This window comes from Corynebacterium sphenisci DSM 44792, assembly GCF_001941505.1.
In the GTDB taxonomy this organism is placed as follows: Bacteria; Actinomycetota; Actinomycetes; order Mycobacteriales; family Mycobacteriaceae; genus Corynebacterium; species Corynebacterium sphenisci.
This window is the reverse complement of the sequence record NZ_CP009248.1, coordinates 1,786,188-1,811,623: the sequence shown is the minus strand read 5'-3', so window position 1 is coordinate 1,811,623 and position 25,436 is coordinate 1,786,188. Positions and strand designations below refer to the sequence as shown.

21 protein-coding genes are annotated in these 25,436 nt (G+C 74.3%); 8 read left to right on the top strand and 13 right to left on the bottom strand.

Annotation, left to right across the window (positions count from 1 at the left end):
- Positions 1 to 8 precede the first annotated feature (8 nt).
- From CSPHI_RS08185 to CSPHI_RS08165, 5 genes are all read left to right on the top strand, one after another.
- Positions 9 to 815, top strand: a complete 807-nt coding sequence (locus CSPHI_RS08185) for a trimeric intracellular cation channel family protein (protein ID WP_075692408.1) — start codon at positions 9 to 11, stop codon at positions 813 to 815.
- Positions 816 to 1,061: 246 nt separating this feature from the next.
- Complete coding sequence (locus CSPHI_RS08180) at positions 1,062 to 2,450, top strand: dicarboxylate/amino acid:cation symporter (RefSeq protein WP_084210322.1); 1,389 nt, start codon at positions 1,062 to 1,064, stop codon at positions 2,448 to 2,450.
- A gap of 9 nt (positions 2,451 to 2,459) precedes the next feature.
- Entirely contained in the window at positions 2,460 to 3,320 is an 861-nt protein-coding gene (locus tag CSPHI_RS08175; RefSeq protein ID WP_075692406.1) for a serine hydrolase domain-containing protein, read from the top strand.
- A 202-nt stretch (positions 3,321 to 3,522) separates the two neighbouring features.
- Entirely contained in the window at positions 3,523 to 4,509 is a 987-nt protein-coding gene (locus CSPHI_RS08170; RefSeq protein ID WP_084210321.1) for an acetamidase/formamidase family protein, read from the top strand.
- Positions 4,510 to 4,730: 221 nt separating this feature from the next.
- Positions 4,731 to 5,333: a DUF3145 family protein gene (locus CSPHI_RS08165; protein WP_084210320.1), complete on the top strand. Its 603-nt coding sequence runs from the start codon at positions 4,731 to 4,733 to the stop codon at positions 5,331 to 5,333.
- 15 nt (positions 5,334 to 5,348) lie between these two features.
- On the opposite strand, the gene CSPHI_RS08160 is transcribed toward CSPHI_RS08165, so the two are convergent.
- The 3 genes from CSPHI_RS08160 to CSPHI_RS08150 all read right to left on the bottom strand — a co-directional run bounded on the left by CSPHI_RS08160 (position 5,349) and on the right by CSPHI_RS08150 (position 8,070).
- Positions 5,349 to 6,194, bottom strand: coding sequence for a hypothetical protein (locus CSPHI_RS08160; RefSeq protein ID WP_075692403.1), 846 nt, complete (start codon positions 6,192 to 6,194; stop codon positions 5,349 to 5,351).
- 81 nt (positions 6,195 to 6,275) lie between these two features.
- Positions 6,276 to 7,019, bottom strand: coding sequence for a hypothetical protein (locus CSPHI_RS12050; protein WP_075692401.1), 744 nt, complete (start codon positions 7,017 to 7,019; stop codon positions 6,276 to 6,278).
- 31 nt (positions 7,020 to 7,050) lie between these two features.
- The gene (locus CSPHI_RS08150) at positions 7,051 to 8,070 is read right to left on the bottom strand and encodes a hypothetical protein (RefSeq protein WP_075692399.1); all 1,020 of its coding nucleotides are present in this window, start codon (positions 8,068 to 8,070) and stop codon (positions 7,051 to 7,053) included.
- A gap of 686 nt (positions 8,071 to 8,756) precedes the next feature.
- Here CSPHI_RS08150 and CSPHI_RS08145 point away from each other — a divergent pair.
- Together CSPHI_RS08145 and CSPHI_RS08140 are read left to right on the top strand one after the other, a co-directional pair.
- On the top strand, positions 8,757 to 10,349 hold the full coding sequence (locus CSPHI_RS08145; protein WP_075692397.1) for a serine/threonine-protein kinase: 1,593 nt from the start codon (positions 8,757 to 8,759) through the stop codon (positions 10,347 to 10,349).
- Positions 10,343 to 11,086 carry a hypothetical protein gene (locus CSPHI_RS08140; RefSeq protein WP_075692395.1) on the top strand — a complete coding sequence of 248 codons (744 nt, stop codon included), beginning with the start codon at positions 10,343 to 10,345 and terminating at the stop codon, positions 11,084 to 11,086. Before CSPHI_RS08145 ends, CSPHI_RS08140 begins: the two co-directional genes overlap by 7 nt.
- 343 nt (positions 11,087 to 11,429) lie before the next feature.
- On the opposite strand, the gene CSPHI_RS08135 is transcribed toward CSPHI_RS08140, so the two are convergent.
- The 8 genes from CSPHI_RS08135 to CSPHI_RS08100 all read right to left on the bottom strand — a co-directional run bounded on the left by CSPHI_RS08135 (position 11,430) and on the right by CSPHI_RS08100 (position 20,637).
- Positions 11,430 to 12,962 carry a hypothetical protein gene (locus tag CSPHI_RS08135; protein ID WP_157118512.1) on the bottom strand — a complete coding sequence of 511 codons (1,533 nt, stop codon included), beginning with the start codon at positions 12,960 to 12,962 and terminating at the stop codon, positions 11,430 to 11,432.
- Positions 12,963 to 13,211: 249 nt separating this feature from the next.
- Positions 13,212 to 14,063 carry a hypothetical protein gene (locus CSPHI_RS08130; RefSeq protein ID WP_075692391.1) on the bottom strand — a complete coding sequence of 284 codons (852 nt, stop codon included), beginning with the start codon at positions 14,061 to 14,063 and terminating at the stop codon, positions 13,212 to 13,214.
- A 207-nt stretch (positions 14,064 to 14,270) separates the two neighbouring features.
- Complete coding sequence (locus CSPHI_RS08125; RefSeq protein WP_075692389.1) at positions 14,271 to 15,173, bottom strand: hypothetical protein; 903 nt, start codon at positions 15,171 to 15,173, stop codon at positions 14,271 to 14,273.
- A gap of 379 nt (positions 15,174 to 15,552) precedes the next feature.
- Entirely contained in the window at positions 15,553 to 16,683 is a 1,131-nt protein-coding gene (locus tag CSPHI_RS08120; RefSeq protein ID WP_075692387.1) for a hypothetical protein, read from the bottom strand.
- Between the two features lie 145 nt (positions 16,684 to 16,828).
- Complete coding sequence (locus tag CSPHI_RS08115; RefSeq protein WP_075692385.1) at positions 16,829 to 17,521, bottom strand: hypothetical protein; 693 nt, start codon at positions 17,519 to 17,521, stop codon at positions 16,829 to 16,831.
- A 114-nt stretch (positions 17,522 to 17,635) separates the two neighbouring features.
- Positions 17,636 to 18,352 carry a hypothetical protein gene (locus CSPHI_RS08110; protein ID WP_075692383.1) on the bottom strand — a complete coding sequence of 239 codons (717 nt, stop codon included), beginning with the start codon at positions 18,350 to 18,352 and terminating at the stop codon, positions 17,636 to 17,638.
- 76 nt (positions 18,353 to 18,428) lie between these two features.
- Positions 18,429 to 19,586, bottom strand: a complete 1,158-nt coding sequence (locus tag CSPHI_RS08105) for a hypothetical protein (RefSeq protein ID WP_075692381.1) — start codon at positions 19,584 to 19,586, stop codon at positions 18,429 to 18,431.
- A gap of 55 nt (positions 19,587 to 19,641) precedes the next feature.
- Positions 19,642 to 20,637: a hypothetical protein gene (locus CSPHI_RS08100; RefSeq protein ID WP_075692379.1), complete on the bottom strand. Its 996-nt coding sequence runs from the start codon at positions 20,635 to 20,637 to the stop codon at positions 19,642 to 19,644.
- Positions 20,638 to 20,782: 145 nt separating this feature from the next.
- On the opposite strand from CSPHI_RS08100, the gene CSPHI_RS08095 reads away from it, so the two are divergent.
- Complete coding sequence (locus tag CSPHI_RS08095) at positions 20,783 to 21,943, top strand: hypothetical protein (protein ID WP_157118511.1); 1,161 nt, start codon at positions 20,783 to 20,785, stop codon at positions 21,941 to 21,943.
- A gap of 128 nt (positions 21,944 to 22,071) precedes the next feature.
- Here the strand turns inward: CSPHI_RS08095 and CSPHI_RS08090 are convergent, their stop codons facing one another.
- A complete protein-coding gene (locus tag CSPHI_RS08090; protein WP_075692375.1) occupies positions 22,072 to 22,491 on the bottom strand; it encodes an acyl carrier protein in 420 nt (139 codons plus the stop codon).
- Positions 22,492 to 22,497: 6 nt separating this feature from the next.
- Positions 22,498 to 25,278 carry a pyruvate dehydrogenase (acetyl-transferring), homodimeric type gene (gene aceE / locus CSPHI_RS08085; RefSeq protein WP_075692373.1) on the bottom strand — a complete coding sequence of 927 codons (2,781 nt, stop codon included), beginning with the start codon at positions 25,276 to 25,278 and terminating at the stop codon, positions 22,498 to 22,500.
- Between the last annotated feature and the right edge of the window lie 158 nt (positions 25,279 to 25,436).

Here is a 25,436-nt window from a genome sequence, read left to right as displayed (position 1 = left end):
ATTGGGCCATGGTTGTGGATCCCACCGTCGACGCGGTCTACCGAATCCTGGATCTGACCGGCGTCGTCATCAACGGCGCCATCGGCGGGACCATCGCCCGGCAGCGGCGCTTCGACCTCGTCGGCTTCTCCTTCCTAGCGCTGTTCTCCGCCCTCGGCGGGGGGCTGCTGCGGGACACCTTCATGCAGAAGGGCACCCCGGCGGCCTTCGCCGAACCGGCGTACATGGGCTTCGCGCTGCTTGGCGGGCTGATCGCCTGGATCGCGCATTTCGAGGGCCGGGTGTGGGACCTGTTCTTCCGCTACGGCGACGCCATCATCCTCGGGGTGTGGTCGGTCACCGGCGCGATGAAGGCGATGGTGCACGGCATGCCCTGGCCCACCGCCATCCTGTGCGGGATGCTCACCGCCGTCGGCGGCGGCATGATCCGGGACATCGCCGTGGGCAATGTGCCCGCGATCTTCGGCGGCAACACCATCTACGCCACCCCGGCGCTGCTCGGCGCCTCGGTGCTGGTCGGCTTCTACCTCCTCGATCTACCCACCGTGGGCATGATCGTGGCGACCTGTTCGGGGGCGGGGCTGGCGATCCTCGCCGGGCACCGCAACTGGGTGCTGCCGGGCAGCCCGGAGGTCGCCCCGATCACGATGACCCGCCAGCAGCTCGCCGGGCTGCTCGCCCGCCGGGAGCGCGACGGCACCCTCCGGGAGCGCCGCCGCTGGCGCCGCGCCCAGGCCGGCGGCTCCGGCATCGTCGACCCCGCGCCGGGACCGGGGGACGGCGGCCCGGAGGGGCCGGGGGCCGGCGGGTCTTGACCCGGCCCGAAAACAGGATTTACCCTGGGGCCATGTCGATGTTGCTCACCCGGCGGCTCTGGCTGGACCAGTGCCGCATGCACTCCGCCGCCTGACCCGGGCCGGGACCATCCGGCCGATCCCGCGCGCCGCGGCCCCGCCCCGGCGCCGCACCCCATCGACATCGCGTCCGCGGCCCACGCCCCGGCGAGCGCCCACCCGGCGAGCCGGCGCACGGCCGCCGCGCCCGCAGCGAAGGACACCCCCATGGCGAACCAGCCCCCGAACCGCCGCACCCCGGCGGACCACCCCGACAGCCCCGCCCCCGGACGCCGGCCCCGGCGGCCCCGGATGCCCTCCTTCGGCGTCCAGGTGCTCCTCGGCCTGCTCATCGGCCTGGCCCTGGGCCTGCTCGCCCGCCGCGGCGGCGCCGCCGCGGCCGGCCTCGGCGCCGTCCTCGACGGCGTCGGCGACGCCTACGTCAAGCTCCTCATGCTCCTCGTGCCGCCCCTGGTGGTCACCGCGGTGGTGACCTCGGTGGCGCAGCTGCGCCAGGTCGCCGACGCCGCCCGGCTCGCCGCGTCGACCCTGCTCTGGTTCGCCGCGACCGCCCTGGCCAGCGTGCTCGTCGGGATCGGCGTCGGCGCGCTGATCGATCCCGGGGTGCGCACCGGGGTGCCCCGGACCGCCGCGGCCGCCCCGGAGGGGGTGGGCAGCTGGTGGGCCTTCCTCGCCTCGGTGGTGCCCGACAACATCCTCGGCCTCGGCGTCCGCCTCGGCGGGGACGGCGCGGAACCCCGCTTCCAGGTGCTGCAGCTGCTCGTCATCGCCATCGCCCTCGGGGTCGCCGCGGTGCGCGTCGGCCCCGCCGCGGAACCCTTCCTCGCCGTCATGGCCTCCCTGCTGGCGATCATCCAGAAGGCCCTGTGGTGGGTGATCCGGCTCGCCCCGGTGGGCACCGCCGCCCTCATCGGCCGGGCCGTCGCCGCCTACGGCTGGTCCGCCATGGGATCGCTGGGCTGGTTCATCCTCGCCGTCTACCTCGGCCTGGCCATCGTCCTCGCGGTCGTCTACCCCCTGGTGCTGCGCGGCACCGGCCTCGACGTCATCGGGTTCTACCGGCGGGTGTGGCCGGTGACCTCCCTGGGCTTCGTCACCCGCTCCTCCATGGGCGTCATGCCGGTGACCCAGCGGGTGGCGGAGCGCCGCCTGGGGGTGCCGCCGGCCTACGCCTCCTTCGCGGTGCCGCTGGGGGCGACCACCAAGATGGACGGGTGCGCCGCGGTGTACCCGGCGGTGGCCGCGATCTTCGTCGCCGGGTTCTACGGGGTGGATCTCGCCCCGCATCACTACCTGCTCATCGTGGTGGTCTCCGTGCTGGGCTCGGCGGCCACCGCCGGCACCACCGGGGCCACCGTGATGCTCACCCTGACCCTGTCCACCCTGGGCCTGCCGCTGGCCGGGGTGGGGCTGCTGCTGGCGGTGGAGCCGGTGGTGGACATGGGCCGCACCGCGGTCAACGTCACCGGGCAGGCCCTGGTCGCCGCGGTGGTGGCCCGGCGGGCCGGGATCCTCGACGAGGAGCGCTGGGCGGCCGGGGCGGGCGCCGATCTGGACGCCGACGCCCCGGCGCCGGCCCCGGGGGCCGCGGGCTAGCCTGGGTCCATGATCCAGCAGCCGCACCCGCCCGCCGATCCCGCCGACGTCCTCGCCGAGGTCGACGGCTGGCCCGCCGACCACGTCGTCGCCGCGGTGCGCGGCCCCGGCGGGGAGTGGGCGGTGCACGGCGACCCGGATCGGCGCTACGGCCTGGCCAGCGTCACCAAGCTGCTCAGCGCGCACGCCTTCCTCATCGCCGTGGAGGAGGGCGTCTTCGACCTGGACGGGGCCTGCGGGCCGCCCGGGGCGACGGTGCGGCATCTGCTGGCGCACGCCTCCGGGGTGGGCTTCGCCTCCCGGGAGCCCGAGCGCGCCCCCGGGGAGCGCCGGATCTACTCCTCCGCCGGATTCGACATTCTCGCCGATGCGGTCGCCGCGGAGACCGGGATGGCCTTCCCGCACTACCTGCGGGAGGCAACCTTCGCCCCCCTGGGCATGGCCGGGGCGGCGCTGCACGGCTCCGCCGGGCACGGCGGGGAGGCCACCGCCGCGGGCCTGATGAACTTCGCCGACGAGATCCTGGACCCGGCGCTGCTGCACCCGGGCACCGTCGCCGAGGCGCTCACCGTGCAATTCCCCGGCCTGGACGGGGTGGTGCCCGGCTACGGTCCGCAGCGCCCGGCGGACTGGGGGCTGGGCTTCCAGATCCACGGCCGGCCGAAATCCCGGCGGGGCCTGTGGTTCGGCGCCTCGATGCCCGCGGACGTCGCCGGGCACTTCGGCCAGGCCGGCACCTTCCTGTGGCTGCACGCCCCCACCGGCCGGGCCTGCGTGGTGCTCACCGACCGGCCCTTCGGGGACTGGGCGAAGCCCCGCTGGACCGAGTGGAACGACCGGCTCTGGGCGGCCCTGGGGGAGGCCGGGTAGCCGGCCCGCCGCCGGGCCCGCCACCGGGCGGTGCGGCCCACCCCGGGCCGGGGGTCCCGGACCGGTATGCCGGCCGGCCCCCGGCCGTGATCGGATCGGCGTCCGCCCTGCTCAGCGGCCGGTGGGCCCGGTGATGGCTACCCTGGGAGGGTGAACGCGGCCATCCCCGCGGCATCCGCCCCCGAAAGGAGCAGAAACCGCCATGACCGGCACCGACGACCAGAACCGCACCCCCGCCCGGCCCGGGTACGTGCCCGCCGGGGCGCGCATCGACCATCTCCTGCCGAAGAGCCTCGGCCAGGCCTCCTTCGACGCCGGCATCGCCCCGGCGCTCACCGTCGCCGCCGGCGGGGGCGAGCGGATCGGCTTCGAGACCGATGACGCCGTCTACGCGCAGCTGCACGAGCGCGGCAGCCTGGACAAGGTCACCGCCACCATCAACCCGGTGACCGGGCCGCTCTACGTCGAGGGCGCCGAACCCGGGGACGCGCTGCAGGTCACCGTGCACGAGATCCACCTCAAGGACCACGGCTGGTCGGTGTCCCTGCCGGGCGCCGGGGCGCTGGCCGACCGGATGGGGGAGCGGTCCTTCACCCGGCGGATCCCGGTGGGCGAGCGGGTGCAGCTCACCGAGCGCATCGACACCGCCCCGCGGCCCATGATCGGCTGCATCGGCACCGCCCCCGCCACCGGCACCGGGTCGACCATCATGCCCAGCTTCGCCTCCGGCGGGAACATGGACCTCACCGACGTCGCCCCGGGCGCCACCGTCTACCTGCCGGTGCTGGTGCCGGGCGCGCTGCTGAGCATCGGCGACATCCACGCGGTGATGGCCCGCGGCGAATCCTCCTTCGTCGCCATCGAGGCCGAGGGCGTGGCGGTGGTCTCCGTGGACGTGGTGAAGTCCATGCCGCTGCGCGCGCCCCGGGTGGAGACCCCCGGGGAGTGGTGCTTCATCGGCATCGGCGACCCGGTGCAGGAGTCCATCAAACGCGGCTACGAGGACATGTTCGACTTCCTGGTCGACGACCGGGGCTTCACCCGGGAGGACGCCTACGTGGTGATGAGCGCCCTGGCGCATTCCGAGCTCGGCGGGCCCACCGGTTCCGGGGAGCCCGACCCGCTGCACCCCTTCACCGCGGTCGGCGCGGTCACCGTGCACCGGCTGCCCAAGTCCGTGCTCGGCTGAGCCCCCGCCGCCGGGTCAACCGCCGCTTGAACCTTCGGGGGGTTCCAGCGGCGGTTGAGCCTTGTCGGGGTCCCGGCACCGCGGCCACACTGGATCCATCGGCTCCGGGCGCGGTGCGCCCGCGGCGAGTCGGCGATGAGGACGTTGGGGAAGACGAGCCTCGTCTTGGCCCCGGTGGCGCGGATGCGCCGGCGGGGTCCCCGCCGACCCCAGGTGAGACGATGAACCGACCGAACGCCGTGCGCGGGGTGCTCTGGGTGCACTCCGCCTCCGCCGCGCTGATCCCGCATGTGCTGTGGGCCATGGCGCGCGCCGGGCTCGCCCCCGCCGACGGCGCCCGACCGGGCCCGCGCCTGTTCGCCCGCCGTCCCGGGGAGCCCGCCCGCTGCTGCGCCGAAATCGCCGTCACCGGGCCGGCCGGCGCCGCCGACGCGCTCGCCGATGATCTCGCCCGCTGGCCGGACCTGGTCTTCGAAATCGCCGTGGACCCGGCCGGCGCGCTGCCCGGCCGCCGGATCCAGGCGCACCCGGAGCTGGGCACCTGGGCCGGGGACGTCGACGCCGCCGGCAACATCGTGCTCGGGGAGAACCTGCTGCGCGCCATCCTGGCTCGCGCCGGCGGGGACGGCGCGGCCATCGCCGAGGCGGTGGACCGGGCCCTCGGCGGGCCCTGGGATCGGCTGCTGGAGCCGCTGCGGCCCGGCACCGCGGGGCACGCCCCGGTCCCCGAGCCGGCCGCGCCGGAGCCGCCCGCCCAGGGGGCCTGCCCGGTGCTGCCCCTGGTCGACCCGGCGCTGCGCCGGGCCCGCCGCGCCGGGGCCTGAGCCCGCGGCCGCGGCCTATTTGCCGCAGTAGTCGCCGTAGATCCGCTCGTCCTGCATGATCCGGGAGTTGGTCTCGATGCCGGTGTCCGCGGCGCACAGCGCCTCCCGGTCATGGCCGAAGTCCTTGTACACCGCGTAGACCGGGTAGCCGTCCTTCTCCGGGTTGAGGCTCGCGCAGGCGCCGGGGGAGGCGTAGACGGTGCCCGGGTGGGCGTCCAGGGCCGCGTTGAGCTGCTCCCCGGCGTTCGGCCCGTACACGGACTGGTAGATGATGATCCCCCGGCCGTCGCAGGGCGGATCCACCGGATCCTCCCGGGCCCCGGCGGGCCGGGTCGAGCTCGCCGACCGGGCCGGGGCGGCGCCCCCGGAGCCGCCGCGGCCGGTGTCCGCGGCCCGGGCGCGTGTGGCGGATTCGGTGGCGGTGACCGTCACCGTCGCCTGGTCGGCGGTGTCGGCCTCCTCCGCGGCGGCCCCGGCGATACCGGCGAAATCCAGGCCCTCCCCGACATCCGGGGTGTCGCCCGCCCCGCGGCCGGAGAGCGCCACCGCGGCGCCGGCGGCGATCGCCACCAGGGCGAGCACGCCCAGCAGCACCGGGGTGCGCGATCGGGCCCCGGGTGCGCCGACCGGGCTGGATCCGACCGGGGGCGCGGGCGGGGGCGCCCAGCCCGGGTACGGTCCCGGCGGCCCGGGCCGGCCGGGATGCCCCTGCGCCGGCGGGTGGCCCGGGTGCCCGGGTGCGGCGCCGGGTGCGGCCGGCGGGCCCTGCGGCGGGAACCAGGTCACCTCCGGGGTCGGCTCGGCCGGCGATTCCCCGCCGGCGCCGGCGGAATCCCGCCCGCGGCCATCCTGCTCGTGCATCGGCACCGTCCCTTCCCGCTCCGCCGCCCGCGTTCCCGGCGGCTCCCCGGCCAGGATAGGCGGTGGGCGGCGCCGGGAGGCTCAGCGCGGGCAGTACTCCCCGCGATCCTGCTCCGTGGTCATGATCCGGGACATGGTGCCCGCGCCCCGATCCGCGGCGCACAGCGCCTCCAGATCATGGCCGAAGTCCTCGTAGACGGCGTAGACCGGGTAGCCCTCCCGCTCCGGGTTCAGCGAGGGGCAGGCCCCGGCTGAGGCGTAGACCGACCCGGGATGCGCGGCCAGCGCCGCGTTGACCTTGCGGCCGGCCTCCGGGCCCCACACCGACTCGTGGATGAGGATGCCGCGGCCGTCGCAGGGCGGATCGGTGGGCGCCTCCCGGGCGCCCTCCGGGCCGGGATGCGGTCGGGCGGTGGGCCGGCGGTCCCCGTCCGCCGCCGCGATCCGGAAGGTCGTCGCCGGGCCCGCGCCCTCCCCGGCGCCGCCGGCGCCGATCCGGGCCGGCGGCACCGGGGTGAGCTGGCCGGGCACCAGATCCAGGCCCACGTCCGCGGCCCCGGCGCCGCCGCGCAGATGCGCCGCCCCGGCCAGGCCGGTTAGCGCGAGGATCAGCCCCAGCGCGGGCAGCAGCAGCCGGCCCGCCCGCCGGGGCGCCCCCGCCCCCGGCGCCGCCGCGGGGGCGGCGGACCAGGTGAGCTCGATGTCGGTGGGCCGCTCCGGCGGGGCCGCGGGCGGGGCAGCGGGCATCGGGGCGCCCGGCGGCAGCGTGGTCGGCGCGGCCGCGGCGGCCTCGGCACCCGGCGCCGGGTGATCCCGCCCGCCCATCACCGCATCCCCCGCGCCGGCGCCGCCATGGTCAGCCCAGCGCGTCGTAGCCGGTGTTCGGGATCCGCCCCGAATGGGCCACCTTGGACCCGTCCCACCAGTACTCGACCGATTCCACGGAGTCCCCGCCGTCCTCCAGATCGGTGTACTCCACGATGAAGCCGTCGTCGGTGACCCTGATCGAGTTCGCGCGCTGCGGGTAGTTCGAGTCCACGCCCAGGTAGTCGGGTCCGTGGAACATCAGCAGCATGGTGTGCCCCGCGGAGCCGGAGGTCTCGTAGAGCACCGCGTAGGTCAGCGGGTGGCAGCCGTCGAAGTTGGATTCCCCGCGGTACTCCCAGCGGCCCCGGTACTTGCCGTTGACCTCGTCGACCGCCCGGCCGATCACCGCGGCGTCCGCGTCCACCGAGCAGCCCGAGGAGCGCGCCTCCGGCTCCGTCGAGCGGGAGCTGGTGGGGGAGGGCGCCGGCGGCGGGGTGGATTCCCCGGTGGCCCCGGCCTCGGCCCCGGCGCCGGAGCCGTCCTCGCCGTCCGGCTCCGCGGAGGCGGTGAAGCCGCCCTCCTCGGCCAGTTCGGCGTCGGCGGCGATCGGCGCCGGATCGGCGTCCTGGGTCAGCCACCACCAGCCGCCCCCGCCGAGGAGCAGCAGCAGCGCCGCGACCACCGCGATCCCGGGCAGCATCCCGCCGCCGGCGCCGCCCCCGGTAGGGGTGGAGCCGGCCGGCATCGGCGGCATCATCGCGGTCGGCGGGGGCTGCTGGCCCAGCTGGGCCGCATGGGGGGTCGCCGACCAGGCGGCGGTCTGCGCCGGCTGCGCGCCGGGGTAGCCGGCCGGCGGGGGATAGCCCCCCGCCGGGGGGTGGCCTCCGGCCGGCGGGGGCGCGGCCGGCGGCAGCGGATCGGCGCTCCAGGTCAGCTCCGGGTTCTCCGCGGGCCAGGCCGGCTGCTCCGGCATCGGGCCCCCGGCCCCGCCGTCGGCGGGGCCGGGCCCCTGCGGATCGCCGGGCGCACCCCAGCGGTTGGCGTCCCCGGAGAAGCCTCCGTCGTTCATCGGCGCACAGCCCCTTTCCTCGGCGTCGGCCGGATCCCGGCCCTGTCCACGATTCCCCATCCTAGGGGCCGGATCCGGGCCCGCGGGGGTCTCCGGGGGCCCGATTCGCGCCATCGGGGAGCGCTCCCCGGGGCCCTGGCGGCGGCCACCGGGCCGGGTTAGCGCCACCGGGCCGGGCCGGCCGGCCGGTCCCGGCGCCGCCGGGGCGGTGCGGGCGGCCGGCCCCCGGCCGACGCCCCGGCTCCCGGGACACGGGACCTGCCCAGGGGATTTCCCGGAACCCGGGCCATCGGGCGGGGCGGGCGCGCCCGCCCGGCGGCATCGCGGGGCCGGGGTCCGGGCGCGTCCCGCGGCGACCCGCGGGGCGCCCCGATCCACCGGATCGGCCGGTGCGGGGAAAGCGGGGGTAAATCCCCGTTTGCCGTTCTGGGTTCCGGGAGGGCGGTGAACCGATTGGTATATTCACCCGCGCGTCGGCCCCGCCCCCGGAACACCCGGCGGCAGGGCCTCCCGGGACCCAGCGGACCACTCGCCCGACGACCCCGTCATCGGGGAGCGCTCCCCGCCGGAGGAGGCGGATCCGGACCGGTCGGGATGGAATGGACGCAGCACGCCGCCCCCGGCACCGCGCATCGCGGCGCCGGCGGCCCCGCGGCGGGATTCGGACGAGATGAGGAGGCGAGGAGATGGCGGAGACCCGGGATCCCCTCATCGGTCACCTGGAGGAGAAGTACGGGTACACCGACATCGCCGAAATCGGGCGCGGCGGCATGGGGGTGGTCTACTCCGCCACCGATGAGTCGCTGAAGCGCAAGGTCGCGATCAAGCGCCTCGGCGAGAACGTGGACATCGACGATGACGCGCTGCGCCGCTTCGACACGGAGATGACCACCCTGGCCAACCTTCGCCATGAGGCGATCGTGGGGGTGCACACCGCCGGCAACATCGACGGCCGCTGCCCCTACTACGTGATGGACTTCATCGAGGGGGTCTCGCTCAAGCAGGAGCTCGACCAGCGCCGCCGCGATTCCGGCGGACGGCCCTTCACCGTGGCCGAGGCCACCCGGATCCTGCGCCCGGTGGCCCGCGCCCTGGACTACCTGCACGGGCAGACCCCGCAGGTCATCCACCGGGACGTGAAACCGGCGAACATCCTGCGGCCCTCCACCAAACAGCATCGGGTGGCCGCGGTGCTGGTGGACTTCGGCATCATCTGGACCCCGGACACCACCCGCACCGGGGCCTTCATCGGCACCCCCGCCTACGCCCCGCCGGAGGCCTTCACCGGCGGGGGCGGCAGCAGCGCCCCGCTGGCGCCCACCGCCGCCGGCGACGACTACGCCCTGGCCCTGGTCGCCTTCGAGATGCTCACCCTGCAGAAGTTCCACGACCTGGTCGGCCCCGGCCACTGGCAGGGCGACCGGCCCCGGGTGCGCCTGGGCCCCGGGTCCATCCACCCCGACGACGCCGCGCACCATGCCGCGATCACCGACGTCTTCGCCCGGGCCCTGGCCAACCGGCCCGCGGACCGCTACCCCACGGCCACCGGGTTCATCGACCAGCTCGCCGCCGCCGCGGCCGGCCGCGATGTCGCCGGCCGCGCCGAGGCGCTCGCCGAGACCATCGTGGACGCCCGGCCGCTGGACGCCCCCGGGGTCACCGGCCCCTGGGCGACCACCGGCTCCTTCCTCTCGACCACCGGCTCCTTCCCCTCGGTCACCGGGGCCTACCCGGCGGCCGGCGCACCGCCGGCCCGACCCGGCGGCGGCCGGGGCCGCCTGGTGGCGGTGCTCACCGCGCTGACCCTGCTGCTGGTCGGGGTGCTCGGCTTCGGCGGCTACCGGATGACCCGGGCCTGGCCCGAGGAGCAGCGCGCCATCGTCTCCGACTTCGACCGGGCCCTGCCCGCCGAACGCGGCGGTCGGGTCGGCTGGGCGATCGGCGACGCCGGCGGGTACAGCTGCTCGGCGGTGCGCTGGCGCAGCCGCCCCGCGGTGCGCTGCGCCGCCGGGGAGGACGGCACCGACGTCATCTTCGTCGACTTCGGCAGCGGCGCCGACCGGGACCGGGCCTTCGGGGAGATCCTCGGCGGCGAGGAGGACTGGCGCGACTACCTGGTGCGGGCCACCAGCGAGCGCTGCAGCGTCGAGGTGTTCCGCTCCGGCACCGGCGACGCGGACGCCGCATTCGTGTTCCCCGAGGGCGACAAGGAACGGTACTCCGTGGTGCTCACCGGCCCGGAGTCCCACGAGGGATGGGAGGGACTGCCCCTATGCTGACCACCGACGGCGCCGATCGCGCCGCCAACGACGACCGTCCCGCCGATGACGGGCGCGCCCTGCTGCGCCTGGACGACCTGGTGTGCAATGCCGCGGTGTACCGCATCCGCGGCAACGTCACCGTCGGCCGCGCCGGGCAGTTCCGGATCGGGGAGGATGACCTGCACCTGCACCGGGTGCTGCTGCACTTCTGGAGTACCGGCGGGCAGTGGATGGTCACCAACGTCGGCGCCCGCATCCCGGTGGTCATGGAGCCCCGGCTGGTCCGCGGGCACACCCGGTCCAGCCTCGGCCCCGGGGCGACCGCCCCGCTGCCGCCCACCCTCACCGCGATGACCTTCTCCACCCCGGAGCGCATCTACGAGTTCCACGCCGAGGTCTTCCCCGACCTGCCGGTGAACCGCCCGGACATCACCATCGGCAACGGCGAGGAGACCATCGGCCAGCGCCCGCTGCGCCGGGAGCAGGCGCAGCTGCTGCGCGCGCTCATCGAGCCGCTGCTCAGCCGGCGCGGCTCCGGGCTCAACGACGTGCCCACCACCGAGGAGCTCGCCGCCACCCTGGGCTGGTCGGTGAAGAAGGTGGAGACCAAGGCCGATCGCCTCGCCGCCACCCTCGCCGACCGCGGGGTGCGGGAGTTCCGGGGCGCGGTGAACTCCCGGGGCCGGGTGCCCAAGCGGCTGCTGCTGGCCCTCTACGCCCTGCAGATCTGGGACGGCGTGGAGCTGCGGCTGTAGCCGGCGCCCGCGGTGGGGTACCCCACCCCGGAGTGAACAGGTACGGGTTAGGCGGGCAGCCGGAACATGACCCGGCGTTGTCGGTTACGCGCCGTGGGCCTCCCGTGATGGGCCCCCGACACCGCCGTGGCACCACGCCTGGGCCACGTCCGCCGCCGCAAAGCGATGGGGTCGCGGTCGCCAACCGGAGGACGCCGAGGCGCGGTCGGCGTCGTCCCGGTGGTACCTGTTCGCCCTATCCGCAGCGAGTGGCCGTTTCCGGGCCCGTACTCGCACATTAGGGATCGATCGCTGCCCCTTGCGGGGCGGAGCTGTGTGCGCGGGGTCGCACAAAAACCGGCGGCTATCTTCTGTAGATCTTCCACCCTTCGGGGGAAAGCACGAATACGGCCTCCCCTCCTTCAACAAGCCCCTTCATCAGATAATAGCCGTCGTAGTAGACCCAACCCCCTGATACGCCAGTCCAGTAGTCGGGCATCCTCAATCTCTTGTTCCGGGGTATGTCGACCGTCTCCGCGTCCCAGATATCACCATGATTGACGGGTAGTGGGTTTTCTTCGGTCGGGTCGTCCAGGCTCTTGCCGCTCTTCAGGTTGACCGAGGTGAGTTCATCCCCGGAATCGAGGTTCCAGTACCCCTCCGCGGTTGCGCAAACACCAACTCCGAGATTGCTGAAATCCGGGAGGTCGAAGGCGCAATGGACCTCCACCCCATCATCGTTGCGGAACGAGAAGGCCGAATAGTCTGTATCGGTGGTTTCCATGGAGGCGACTTGCCACACGTATTCCTCCGATGGCAGCGGAGGCAGATTCTCCGATGCGCTGGTCGAGGAGTCCGCGCGCTCCGCGAGGTGCGTCACCGTCTGGTAGCTGCCGAAGCCCAGCGGGAGCGTCACCGCGAGGATGAGGCCCACGGTCTTCACCCCTCCGCCGAGGGCGGCCCCGGCCAGCATCGACGACGCCCCGGTGGCGCCCGTGGCCGCCGCACCCCCGTGGACGGCGGCGCCGGCCTGCGCGGTGCCCGCCGCGATTCCCGGGGGCGGGCCGGCCGGCGGCATCCCGGGGCCGGCGGGGCCGGCGGGGCCGGCGGGGCCGATGCCCTGCGGTGTGCCGGGGGCGCCGTGGCCGTACCACTGGGGCTGCGGCGTCGGGGCCTGCGCCATGGCGCCGGGCCCCGCCGGCGGTGTGCCGCCGTAGCCGGCGTTGACCATGCCATCGGTTCCGGGGACCGGGTGGTGGGGCCCCGGCTGGGGCCCCGGTGCGACGCCGGCCCCCGATCCGCCGGCGTGGGGTGGGGTGCCGGCCGACGGGGCGCCCGGCGGGGGATTGGGGTTGACCCAGTCGGGGCCCCCGGCGCCGGATGCGGCGGCGGATCCCCCGTCGGAGGGCGGCGGGTTCGGGTTCACCCAGTCCGGGGTGCCGGAGCCCGCCCCGCCGGTGGCCCCGAGATCATCGGGGTGCACCCAGTCCGGCCGCTGTCCGGCCGCATCCGGGTGGACCCAGTCGGGTCCACCCGCGGAACCGGAGTCGGCCGGCGAGTGCGCCCCCGCGGCGGAGCCGGCGTCATCGGGGTGCACCCAGTCCGGCTGGTGGCCCGCAGCGTTGCCGCCGTCGGCGTCCGGATGGGACACCACGGTGGCGTCATCGGGGTGCACCCAGTCGGCCTGCGGGGCGGAGGAGCCGGGGTTGTCCTGGTGGTAGGAGACGAACTGCGCGTCACCGGCGCCCCCGCCCGGGCCCTGGTTCGCCCACTCGCCGCCGGGGTGGCCGGGGCCGGTGGCGCCGGCCCCGGCCTCCGGGGTCGGGGCTGAGCCTGCCGCCCCCTCGCCGGCGGGCGGGTCCGCCGGGTTCACCGACACGTCCCAGCCGTAGTCCATCCCCGGATCCGAGGCGGCGCCGGAGTCGCCGGCGGGGGCGTGCCGGGCGCCGGCGGCGACATCGCGGGCTATGCCGGCCGCGTCGTCCTTCCCGGACCGGGCGTCCTCGGGGTCGTCGGGGGTGGGATCGGTCCAGCGGTTGCTCATCGGGGCGTCCTTCGTCTCTTCGTGGGGTCGATGGTAGTGGGGTGGGGCCCGGGTTACGGAATGGCGACCAGGCCGCGGCGGCGCCACCGGCCGGTGGCGGGGTCAGTAATCCCAGATGATGTTGTGGCTGCCCGGGGAGACGACGATCACCGGGTATTCCCCACCGACCTCGATGCCGCCGCGCATGAGGTAATAGCCGTCGTAGTACACCCAGCCATCGTCATCGGGCAGCAGCACGCGGGTGTCGGTCTCGAGGTCCTCGGAGGCGGCGTCCCATACGTCCACGTCCGTCACCGACAGGTCGGATTCCCAGACGGGATCCCCGGAGGCGAGGTATAGCGAATACGCGTCGCCGTCGGCGATGAACCCCCAGTAGTCATCTATCGTGGAGCAGGCCCCGAGGCCGAAGCCCTCGCCGAAGGCGCAGTGGATGGAGATCTCGTCATCGTCGCGCAGGTAGAAACCGGTGGCGTCGGTGCTCTCCGAGGAGCCGTCGACGACGATCCGGACGTAGTCCTCGATCGTCCTCCCCGAACCTTCCCCGGAGTCCTCCGCGTCCGTGGCCTCGGTGGTGCTCTCCGAGGTGGTCCCGGCGGAGCCCGTCGAGTCCCCGGAACCCGGGTCGGCGTCCCCGTCCCCCGAGTCCGGGGAGTCGGCGGCGACGACGGGATCGGAGCCCGGGAACCTGCCCGCGCCGTACAGGTAGGCCCCGCCGGTGGCCAGGACCAGCACGAGCACGAAGCTGATGCCGATGAGGACGCGGCGCAGCCTGGTCTTGTCGGATCCCGCCTGGTCCGCGGGGGCCGCGCCGGCCCAGTCGCCGGCGCCGGGGACGGCGCCCGCCGGGGGCCAGGGGCCGCCGGGATAGCCCGCCTCGGGTCCGCCGTAGCCCTGGGCGGGGCTTTGGGCGCCGGTGGCCCACTGCGCGGGACCCGGGGGTTGCTGAGGCAGCATCCGGGTGTCTCCGGCCCCGTCCGCGGGCCCGGGGCCCGGGCCCGTCGCGGGGGATTCGGGTGGCCGGGCGGGATCCCCGGGCTGATCGGGGTTGGTCCAGCGTTCGTTCATCGATTCGGTCCTTTCGTCTGGGCGGGTGCGGGTCGGGTAGCGGGAATCGGGGTGGACGGATAATGCGGATCGGCTTTCCGCGGGGCCGCCGCTGGCCTAGTCATCGCGGAGGAACATCCAGATCGAGTCCTCCAGGTAGACCACCGGCGACTGCTCGTCGCCGTCGATTCCGCCGCGCATGAGGATCCCGAGGTCGTAGTAGATCCAGCCGCGGCCATCGGGAAGCGCGATCTTCCGGTCCGCGGGGAGGTACTCGACGCCCCCGTCCCAGACCGCGGCCGCGGTGCCGGCGATGGGGGAGTCGTCATCGGGATCCCCGAGGGGCAGCCCCGAGGCCAGGTTCACCGAGTGCTGCGCCGGCCGGTTGTCCAGTTCCCAGTAGTCCCGCAGGGTCGCGCAGGCGCCGATGCCGAAACCCTCCCCGAAGGCGCACCGGATTTCGGTGCCCTCGGAATCCCAGAGGAAGAAGCCCGTGGCCTCGGTGCTCGCCTCGATGGGCGCATCCATCACGCCGTTGGTCCACCTCGTCATGACGCAGACGTAGTCCTGCGGTTCGGCCGCGCAGTACTCCTCGACGCTGCCGTATCCGCCGTAGTCGTCCCCGGCCGTCTCCTCGGCGGAAGCCGTGTCCCCGGCCGGCGGAAACCACTCGTCGGCTTTGTCCGCCAGCGTCTCGGTGCCGTAGGCGACCGCGCTCAGGATGAGCGTGAGCAGCGTGATTATCAGGGCGGTGGCGCCGGGCATCGTCGTGCGGCGCTCCGGGGGAAACGGTGGCGGGGCAGTCGGAGCGGGGCCGTCGACGACCACGGGGACGGGGGTCCCCGGCCGGTGCTGCGCCGCCCCCGGCCCGTCGGGCAGGGTCAGGGTCGGCGCGGCGGGGCGCCCCGGCTCCGGGGGAGCGGCGGTGTCCGCGGGCCACGTGGCGGCCCGGTGGTCCTCCGGGGCAGCGGGGTCGAGCCGGTGGTTGTCCGGGCCGGGGTCGAGCCAGCGGTTGTTCATTGCGGGGTCCTTGGCGTCGGGTCGGGCGTCATTGCGGGATCGGGGAGGTCCGGCGAGGTCGGGGGATTCGGTTCGCGGGGCCCCGGGTGCGCCCCGGCCGGCATCCCATGCCGGGTGTCCGGCCCCGCCCCGGCCTTTCGATGAGGCGGATGCGGGCGATGCGGGGGAGGGGCGAGGCGGCGGCCTCCGCCGGCCGGGTCGCGATGACCATCCCGGGGTGGCCGTCCGCCGTGGGCGCCCCAGCCGGCCGGGGGCCGCGAGCCGGGGCGCCGCGGGGATGGGCGCAGCCGCCGTGGGGGCATGAACCCCGCGCGGCGGACCGCCGCCCCCGGGCACCAAGCGGGGTGGGGCGGGCCCCTCCGGTCAATCGCCGCGGGATCTACATCGTGTCGACGTAGAAGACCTGCTGGCCCGAGCCGAAGTCCGCGACCATGACCATCAGCACCGGGTCGTCCCATTCATCGGAGACGACGGTGACGTAGGCGTCGGTGATCCGGTCCTCGAGTGAATCGGGGACGCTGAGGGACGGGTCGATGGCCGTGAGGGCGTCCTGGTCGAAGGTTGCCATGATCTTCGGGTCGTCGGTGCCGATGGTGTAGCTCACCGGCACGTAGTCGTCGTCGGCGCGCACCTCCAGGAAGGACCGCAGGTCGTCCCGGGCATCGGCGTAGACGTGCTTGGAGACCCATTTCTCGGCCTTGCCCGGATCCTCCAGCGCCACCAGCTGCTTGACGAGCTTCTCCGCCTTGTACTCGGCGGAGGTGATGCGCATGATGCCGGCGACGCCGGCGACCAGCACCAGGGTCGCCACCACGCTGGCGGCGACGATGGTCAGCAGGGTCTGCTTCGGGACCTGCCGGACCTGCTCACCGGTCTGCCCGAGCACCGCCTTCGCCGCCCCCAGCTGGCCGCCGCCGGCGGTGGGCGCCATGCCCGGGGCGGCGCCGCCCTGGGGGCCCTGCGCGACCCCGGGGGCCTGCTGGTAGCCGGGGGCCTGCTGGTAGCCCGGGCCCTGCGGGAAGCCCGGGGCCGGCTGCTGGCCGGGGGCCTGCCCGGCGGCGCCGTACTGCGCGCCGGCGGCCCAGTTCTGATCCACCGGCGGCTGCTGGGGCTGCGGGGGTTGCTGGGGCTGCTGCGGGGCCGGCTGCGCCGCGGGCCGCTGCGGGGCCGGGCGCTCGCCCTGGGGCGCGGCCCCGTCGGGGGTCGGCTGCGGACGGATGATGGTGGCCTCGGAGTCGGCGTCCTCGGCGCCGCCGTCGAGCTTCATCTCCGCCAGCTGGCGCAGATCCTCGAAGGTGATGTCCGCCAGGGAGGTGTCCGCCAGCTGCCGGTCGTACAGCTTCCGCTTGCGCTCGTCGCCGAGCACCGCCATGCCCACCTGCAGCGGCTCCAGGGCGTCCTTGTCGTCGTAGTCGACGCCCTTGAGGCGGTGGTTGATCTGGAGGCGCAGCGCCGAGGATGAGGCGTGCGGGCTGAGGTTCAGCTTCTCGTACAGGTCGTAATGGGCCATGATCGTGGTCCTCTCGGGGCGTGGTCGATGTCGGCGACGCCGCCCGGGGGAGGAATCTCCCCCGGTGGGGTCGAACACAATCTATGACCGCCCCGGGGGGACCCGGAACCGATTCGGGGACCGTTCCCCGCTGGCGGCCCCCCGCTCAGCGCCCCGCCCAGTAGGGGTCGTTGCTGATCCGCTCCGCGGCGTACCGGGCCAGGATGAGCCGGCGGCTGATGGCGTTGCCGTTCCTCGCCTGGAAGTCCGGGATCCCCGATTTCAGCAGCTGGGTGCAGATGTAGTTGATCTTGGTGTTGACCTTCTTCTCCGACCAGCCCAGCTCCCGCATGAGGTCCTTGACCGTCGGGATGTCGTAGTAGCCGGCGCCCGGGTACTTCAGCAGCGGCGCGGCCAGCGCCCGCATCAGCTGCAGATGCTCGGCGGTGGGCTCGTAGACGTCCACCGTCGGATCGGAGGTGAGCTCCGAGAGATCCTCCAGGGGGGCGGGCAGCGGGCCGTCGGTGACCTCCACGGTGAGTTCGTAGGTGCGCTCCACGGTGGCGACCACGAAGGCGGTGCGCGCCCGCGGCACCGGGCTCATCGCCCCGGGGCCGAGGGTGGTGACGCTGTAGTAGCCCGGCCCCACCGGCTGCATGGTCACCGACAGCGCCCGGCCCACGTTGGTGACCAGCCAGGTGCCGTCGTAGTGGAAGGTCAGCAGCCGGCGGTGCAGGTAGCGGTCGTCGTCGCCGATCACGAAATCGGCCTTCCGCCCGACGGTGAGCTGGTCGCCGGCGAGGATGGTGACGCGGTTGCCGATCCCGTCGTCGATGGTGAGGGTGGGGGTGCTGCTCAACGTGGCTCCTCGGGCTGCGGTGGTGGCGGGGGCGGTCTTCGCCCCCTGGTCAGGCTATCGCGGCCGGCGGCCGGTGCGCCGCCGGCCGGCCTCATCCGCCCATCGGGCGCCGGGTCAGTTCATGCCCCGGACGGGTTGGCGGATGATGATCGGGTCGAAGCCCTTCTGCCGGATCGTGAACTCGATGACGAACTCGTCGATGCCCTCCTCCAGGATCGGGGTGAAGGAGGATTTGCACCTTTCCTGGCGCAGCTCCGTGGTCGACTCCTGGTGGAACCACTGGTCGGCTTTGCCGGTGACGTCGACGCCCTCGGCGTCCAGCACCCGCATCTCGCCGAGGCAGGAACTCTCCTGGACCTCGCCGTTGAGCCCGATGGCCTTCCACTCCAGGTCCGGGCCGTAGTCCCCGGTGGGGTAGCTGAGGAAGGCGTTCTGGTTGTCCTTGGTGATCTCGAACTCGATGGCGGTGAATCCATGGTCCTCCAGATCCCCGAACGTGACCTTGACCGCCCTGGGCGCGTCGTTGCTCGGGGGCTTGCTGCTCAGCCGGTAGCTGCCGTCGCCATTGTCCAGCGCGGCCATGCGGGCCTCCCCGGCACCGGAGTCATCCTCGGCCGCGTCGTCCTCATCCTCGGGCCGGCCGTCATCGGCCTGCCCCGATTCGGAGGTGGTGCTGGAGGTCGTGGACCCGGCGGGGGCCTTCGCCCCGGTGGATTCCTCGACGGTGAAGTCGGGGACCTCCACCTCGTCGGGGGCGTCCTGGCAGGCGGCGGTGAGCAGGGCCGCGGCGGCGAGGGCGGCGGCGAGGCGCTGATGGCGGATGGTGGTCATGGCGGTCCTCCGGGGATCGTCGGCGGCGGGCGGTGCCCGCCGGTGGGGGTGGGGGTCGGTTTCGGGTCGGGGCGGCTCAGTCCGCGTGGTCGAGGACCCGGATCTGCTGGGCCCGGAAACTCTGCATGGGCCGCAGCAGCGGGTCGATCATGGACATGTCCAGCGCCAGCGTGCCGGGTTCGTGGAAATCGTAGAGCGAGGGCGGCTTCTCCCGCTCGTTGGCGATGACCTCGGTGATCCGGGCATGGCGCTCCCGTTCGGCGCCGGTGGCCCAGTCCTCGGACCAGTCCGCGCCGAGGTCGAGGCCCAGGTACTCGCAGACGAGGATCGTCATCCGGTCCCGGCATCGCCCGTTCTCGGTCTCCCAGCGCCGCCGCTCGAGCCGGTCCCGTTCGATGAGGGCGGCCAGTTCGGCGCGGCGCCGGTTCTCCGCGGCGACCTGGCGCGACTGCTCCTCCCACTGCCGGTGCGCCTGCTCCGGGGCCCGCACCTTGGTGTGCAGCCACCACGAGATCAACCCCGGCAGAATCGCCATGATCAGCCCGCGGAGGTTCATCGACGTCAGGGCCGGCAGGACGACCAGCACGGTGAACACGAGCGAGAGGTAGTAGAGCGCCTTGAGCTCCGTGGAGGCGGCGGCCGGCTCCGCGGGCTCCGGCAGCTGCGAGAGGTCCTCGCGCTCGGCACCCGGCGGCGACTGCCGTCCCGGCATGGGCAGGAAACGGCCGGTGTCGGGGGCGTCGGGCAGCCAGCCCGGGTCCCGCCAGGAGTTGTAGTCCGCCAGGCGGCGCCGGACGGTGAGCAGCACCTGGGCCCGCCACAGCTCGCTCATCCGCCGGTAGGACTCCAGGTAGGCCAGCGCGCGCGGGCGGTACTCGTAGTAGTACCTCTGGCCCACCGGGCTGCCGTCGCGCCACTGCGCGAAACGCTGATCGGCGGCGACTTCGCCGCTGCGCTCCAGGACCGCGGTCTGCTCGTCGATGGCGTCGACCATCCGCACATTGTCCTCGTGCAGGAGCCGCGTCTGCCGGCGAATCGCCCGGTCGATGCCCCGCAGCGCCTCGGTCTGCTCGCCCATCTCCCCGTGCAGCTGCGTGAAGTGCTCGTCGATCATCTCGTACTGCGCCATCTCGACGGCGAGCTGGGCGGCCTGGATCCGGTTGCTCTGCCGCAGCAGGCCGGTCTGGGCCCGGGCGTTGTAGAGCATCCCCCTGCTGTTGTAGGAGTCGGACATGTCGTTCCCTCCGGTGGGTCGGTGAATTGTCGGTGGTTCCGGTGCGGGGCCCGGCTCAGTCGGCGGCCCGGCCCCGGCGCAGCTGTTCGATGAGGTCGTCCCGCGTCGGGGAGAGCGCCTCGCGGGTGAACCGCGGCAGCCCGGGGTCGAGCTCCAGGGCGCCGACCCGGTGCGCCGCGTAGGCGCGGCGCTCGGCGGCGCCGGCCCAGGCCCCCGCCCAGTCGCCCTCGGCGGGCAGCCCGAAGGCCCTGCGCAGGGCGGTGCCCCAGGCGGCGTTGCATTCGGCGTTGGCCCTCCGCCACTCGTGCACCTCCTGCCGGTGCCGGCCCGCGCGGGCCTCGTTGCGGCGGATCACCTGGAGCCTGCGGGCCTCGGTGGCCTCCGACTCGGCATTGCCGGCGGCGACCGCCGCCGCGCGGGTCCGATCCCGGTGCACCAGCCGGCGGCCGATCCACCATCCGATGGCGCCGGTGCACAGCAGCCAGAGGCCGGTCCCCACGGCCCCGATGAGCAGGAGCGTGGCATCGTCGGGCAGCACCCCGGCGAGGCAGGCCTCGTCCCCGCCGCAGGCCGCGGCCCGCCGCTCCACATCGTCGGCGACGAGGGCCGTGGCGATCGCGGTGAACAGCGCGAAGGGCACGGACAGCAGGAAGACGCCGAGGAACGCCCCGATGGCCGCTCCGGCGAGCGGCAGGGCCTCGCGCACCCGCGGCACCGGCTGCGGCTCCGCACCCGGTGCGGGCACCGGATCCGGCGCCGGCTGCACCGGCTCGGGCAGGAACGCCCCGGTGCGCAGCCCCTCGGGATCCCAGCCGGCGGGCAGCCAGCGCCCCGGGCGGGAGCGCACCAGGTCGATGACCCGGACCATGCCCTGCCGGAACACCGCGGTCATCCGCTCATGGGCGGCGCGGTGCCGTTCCACCTCGGTCGTCGCGCCGGTGGCGTCGAGATCGATCGCCGGGGCGCGGAAGCACCGGCGGATCTCCTCCTCGGTGACGGTGTCGCGCAGCAGGGCCGGATCGATGCCGGCGGTGCCTTCGCGTGCGGTCATGGGGGCTCCTCCTCTTCCGCCGGCCCCGCGGCCGGTGGGGTGTCTGCGCGGCCGACGTTAGGGGCGCGGCGACCGGGGGCGAAGCCCCGCGGGGAACAGTCCCCGCCACGGTTCCGGGGGAGGGGCCCCGCGCCTAGGAACAGGGGTGGCCAGAGACGAGGAACGGCGCGGAGGAGCGGTGACCATGGTGAAGTGGCGGGAAAGCGGGCGCGAACGTGACGCCCGGATCTGGGGGCCGGTGGATCGGCTCCTCGACGAGGGCCGGCTGCACCAGGCCCGCAACGAGGTGCGCGGGTTGCGCGCCGAGGAGGGGCCGGCCACCGCCGCCGGGGCGGCGGTGCGGGACCGGCTCACCGCCGCGAGCGCGCGGCTCGACGCGGATCTGGCGCAGCTGCACGCCATCGACGCCTCCCGGGATCCGGTCGCTTTCCATGCGTTCCTCGACCGGATCCGCGGCTACTGCGTCGATGACCCCGAGGTCAACGAGCTGTCCCGGTGGTTCCGCGGCTCCCTGCGGGATCCGATCCTGCGGGCCCGGGTGGGGCCGCTGGCGGACTGGATCGTCGAGGTGGACGCCACCTCGGGGCCGCGGGCGGATCGGCTGCTGCGCCTCGGTCTGGGGGCGGCGCTCGGGATCGGCTGCCTGGCCATCCTGCTCCTGGGGGCGAGCGTGGGCGAGGGGGTGGTGCCCGACTCACCCGGGGGACGGGCCCTGGTCATCGTCGTGTTCCTGCTCATCGGGGTCGTCTTCATGGCCCCGCCGGTTCTCCTGGTCGGGTGGCTCGGCCGCCGGGACAGCATGGCGTTCGTGACGGGGATGCTGTTGCTCCTCTCCTGGGGCGGCCTCACCTCGGCGACATTGGGCCTGGGCTTCAACCCGGTGGTGGGGGTCCTCGGCGCGGCGATCTGCATCGCCTCCGTGGTGGCCGGGGTGCGGTGGCATCGGGCGCATCTGCTGGGGGAGTGGAACCGGTTCGTGGCCGGGGCAACCCGGGTGCTGGACGGGGAGCCGGGCCGGCCCGGGGAATGGGCCGGCGGGGTGCTGCTCCTGCATTGCGTCCACCGGTTTAACCCGCTCCGCGGGGGAGGCACCCGGAAATGCACGGTCGGCCCGGTCCGGGAGCCGCACCGCACCGAGACGGTGGAGCTCAACGGCGCATCCCGCGTCACCGGGGGCGAGTGGATCGCGGTGGACGCGTCGGAGACGGTGGTCGCCGTCGCACCGTCGCTGATGCGGCGGGTGGCGGGGCGTGCCGGCGCCGGGGCCGTACCGGGGCTCGGCGCGCCCGGTGCCGAAAGGTCCTGAACGGACCCCGGGGACGGATCCGGGACGACGCCGCGGGGGACCGGCCCCGTCGATTGCCGCCCCGTCCCCCGGGAGGAGCGGCAGGGTCGCCCGGGGGCCGTCCCCGGCGGCGCGCGGCACCCGCCGGCTCAGCCGGCCCCGGGTTCGCCGCGGCGGGCCTCGACGTAGTCGACGATATCGCCGAGGGTGCGGAAACCGGCGGCGTCGGCGTCCTCGATGCGCACCCCGGTGGCCTCCTCCACGCGGACCACGAACTCCACCACGGCCAGCGAGTCCATGCCGAGGTCGTCGACCAGGCGCGCCTCCGGCGCCGGCGGCCAGGCCATTGCCGGCGCCGCCCCGGCGGCATCCGCGTCGTCCCCGGCCGCGTCCGCGTCGGGCGGGTCCGTCCCGGGGTCGGCGAAGGCGTCCTCGCCGAGCACCCGGCGGAGCACCCCGGCGACCTCCCCGGCGGTGCCGTCCGGGGCCGCGGCGGTCCCGTCGGCGTCCTCGGCGGCGGATTGCTCGCCGAGCATCGCCGCCAGCGCATCACCCAGGCTGCGGGTCATCGCCGGCTACTCCGCGCCCGAGTCGGGGTCGACGTCGGACTGCCTCTTCGTCGACGCGGACACCGCGGTGGGGTCGGTGAGCCGGAACCGGCGGGCCGCCTCGTCGGCGACCTTCATGTCCAGCTTGCCCTCCCGGGCCAGGCCGGCCAGGGCGGCGACGACCACCGACTCGGCGTCGGTGTTGAAGTAGCGGCGGGCGGCCTCGCGGGTGTCGGAGAAGCCGAACCCGTCGCAGCCGAGCACCGTGTAGTCGCCGGGCACCCAGCGCCGGATCTGCTCCGGCAGCGCCTTGGCGAAGTCGGTGACCGCCACGAAGGGCCCGTCGGCGTCCTCCAGGGCGCGCTCCACGAAGGGCCGCTCGTGGGACTCGCCGGGGGCGCGCAGCACCTCGGTCTCCCGGGCCAGCCCGTCCCGGGCCAGCTCGTTCCAGGAGGTCACCGAGTAGATCGACGCCGGGACGTCGAACTCCTCGGCGAGGATGTCCGCGGCCCGCAGCGCCGCCTGCATGCCGATCCCGGAGGCCAGCAGGTTGACGTGCTTGTCGCCCTCGGCCGCCCGGTAGCGGTAGATGCCCTTGTGCAGGCCCTCGACGTCCAGGTCCGCCGGCTGCGCCGGTTGCGCGGTGGGCTCGTTGTAGATGGTCAGGTAGTAGATCACGTTCTCGCCGCGGTCGGGCCCGTACATCCGGTCGATGCCCTCCCGGATGAGGTGCGCCGCCTCGTAGGCGAAGGCCGGGTCGTAGCTGACCACCGCCGGGTTGGTGGAGGCCAGCACCGGGGAGTGGCCGTCCATGTGCTGCAGGCCCTCGCCGGTGAGGGTGGTGCGCCCGGCGGTGGCGCCGAGCAGGAAGCCGCGGCACATCTGGTCCCCGGCGGCCCACATGGAGTCGCCGGTGCGCTGGAACCCGAACATCGAGTAGAAGATGTACATCGGGATCATGGCGGTGGACTGGGTGGCGTAGGCGGAGCCGGCGGCGATGAAGGAGGCCATCGCCCCGGCCTCGGAGATGCCCTCGTGCAGGATCTGCCCGTCCGTGGCCTCCCGGTAGCTGAGCATCAGATCATGGTCCACCGGGGTGTAGTTCTGCCCGTGCGGGTTGTAGATCTTCAGCGTCGGGAACCAGGAGTCCATGCCGAAGGTGCGCGCCTCATCGGGGATGATCGGCACGAACCGGTCCTTCAGCCCCTTGTCCCGCATGAGCTCCTTGAAGATCCGCACCACCGCCATGGTGGTGGCCACCTTCTGCTTCCCGGAGCCCTTGAGCACCGACTTGAGCTGCTCCACCGGGGGCACGGCGAGCGGCTCGTAGCCCTCGGTGCGGGTGGGCACGAACCCGCCCAGCTCGGCGCGGCGCTCCTTGAGATAGCGGATCTCGGGGGCGTCCTCGCCGGGGTGGTAGTAGGGCGGCAGGTAGGGGTCGGCCTCCAGCTGCTCGTCGGTGATCGGGATCCGCTGCTTGTCCCGGAACAGCTTGAGATCGTCGAGGGTGAGCTTCTTCATCTGGTGGGTGGCGTTGCGGCCCTCGAAGTTGTGGCCCAGGCCGTAGCCCTTGATGGTGTGCGCCAGGATCACCGTGGGCTGGTCCTTGGTCTCCAGGGCCTTGGCGTAGGCGGCGTAGATCTTGCGGTAGTCGTGGCCGCCGCGGCGCAGGTTCCACAGCTCCTCGTCGGTCCAGTCCGCCACCAGCGCCGCCACCTCCGGGTCCTCCCGGAAGAAGTGCTCGCGCACGTAGGCGCCGTCGTTGGCCTTGATGGTCTGGTAGTCGCCGTCGGTGGTGCGGTTCATCAGGTTGACCAGGGCGCCGGTGCGGTCGGCCTCGAAGAGGCGGTCCCATTCCCGGCCCCAGACCACCTTGATCACGTTCCAGCCGGCGCCGCGGAAGAAGCTCTCCAGCTCGGCGATGATCTGCGAGTTGCCGCGCACCGGCCCGTCCAGGCGCTGCAGGTTGCAGTTGATCACGAAGGTGAGGTTGTCGAGGTTGTTCAGCGCCGCGGTCTGGATCAGCCCGCGCGACTCCGGCTCGTCCATCTCCCCGTCGCCGAGGAAGGCCCACACGTGCTGGTCGGAGGTGTCCCGGATCCCGCGGTCGTGCAGGTAGCGGTTGAACCGGGCCTGGTAGATGGCGTCCATCGGGCCCAGGCCCATGGACACGGTGGGGAACTCCCAGAAGCCCGGCATCCCATGCGGGTGCGGGTAGGAGGGCAGGCCCCCGCCGGGGTGCGAGACCTCCTGGCGGAACCCGTCGAGGTCGTCCTCGCCGAGCCGGCCCTCCAGGAAGGCGCGGGCGTAGATGCCGGGGGAGGCGTGGCCCTGGAAGAAGATCTGGTCCCCGCCGCCGGGATGGTCCTTGCCGCGGAAGAAGTGGTTGAAGCCGACCTCGTAGAGCGGGGCGGAGGAGGCGTAGGTGGAGATGTGCCCGCCCACGCCGACGCCGGGGCGCTGCGCCCGATGCACCATGATCGCCGCGTTCCAGCGGATCCAGCGCCGGTAGCGCTTCTCCACGTCCTCGTCGCCGGGGAACTCCGGCTCCATGGAGGTGGGGATCGTGTTGACGTGGTCGGTGGAGGTCAGCGGGGGCAGGTTCACCCGCTTCGCGGTGGCGCGCTCGAGCAGCCGGAGCATCAGGAAGCGGGCCCGCTCGGGCCCGGCGGATTCGAGGAGCCCGTCGAGGGACTCCATCCACTCCCGGGTCTCCTCCGGGTCGGCGTCGTTGAGGTAGGAGGCGACGCCGTCGCGGATCATCGCGAAGTTGGAGTCGTCGGCGGAGCGGGGCGTGGTGTCGGCCATGGGGTCCTCCCGGTGGTGACGGCGCTGGGGATGCGGTGGCCCAGCGGTGTTCTCGTGGCGGGTGGTCCCCGCCGTCTTTCCCCCACCCTACGTAGCCCGCCGCCGGGGCGCATCGGCCCGCCGCGGGGCGGTTCCCGGCCCCCGGCCTGTGCGTTCGC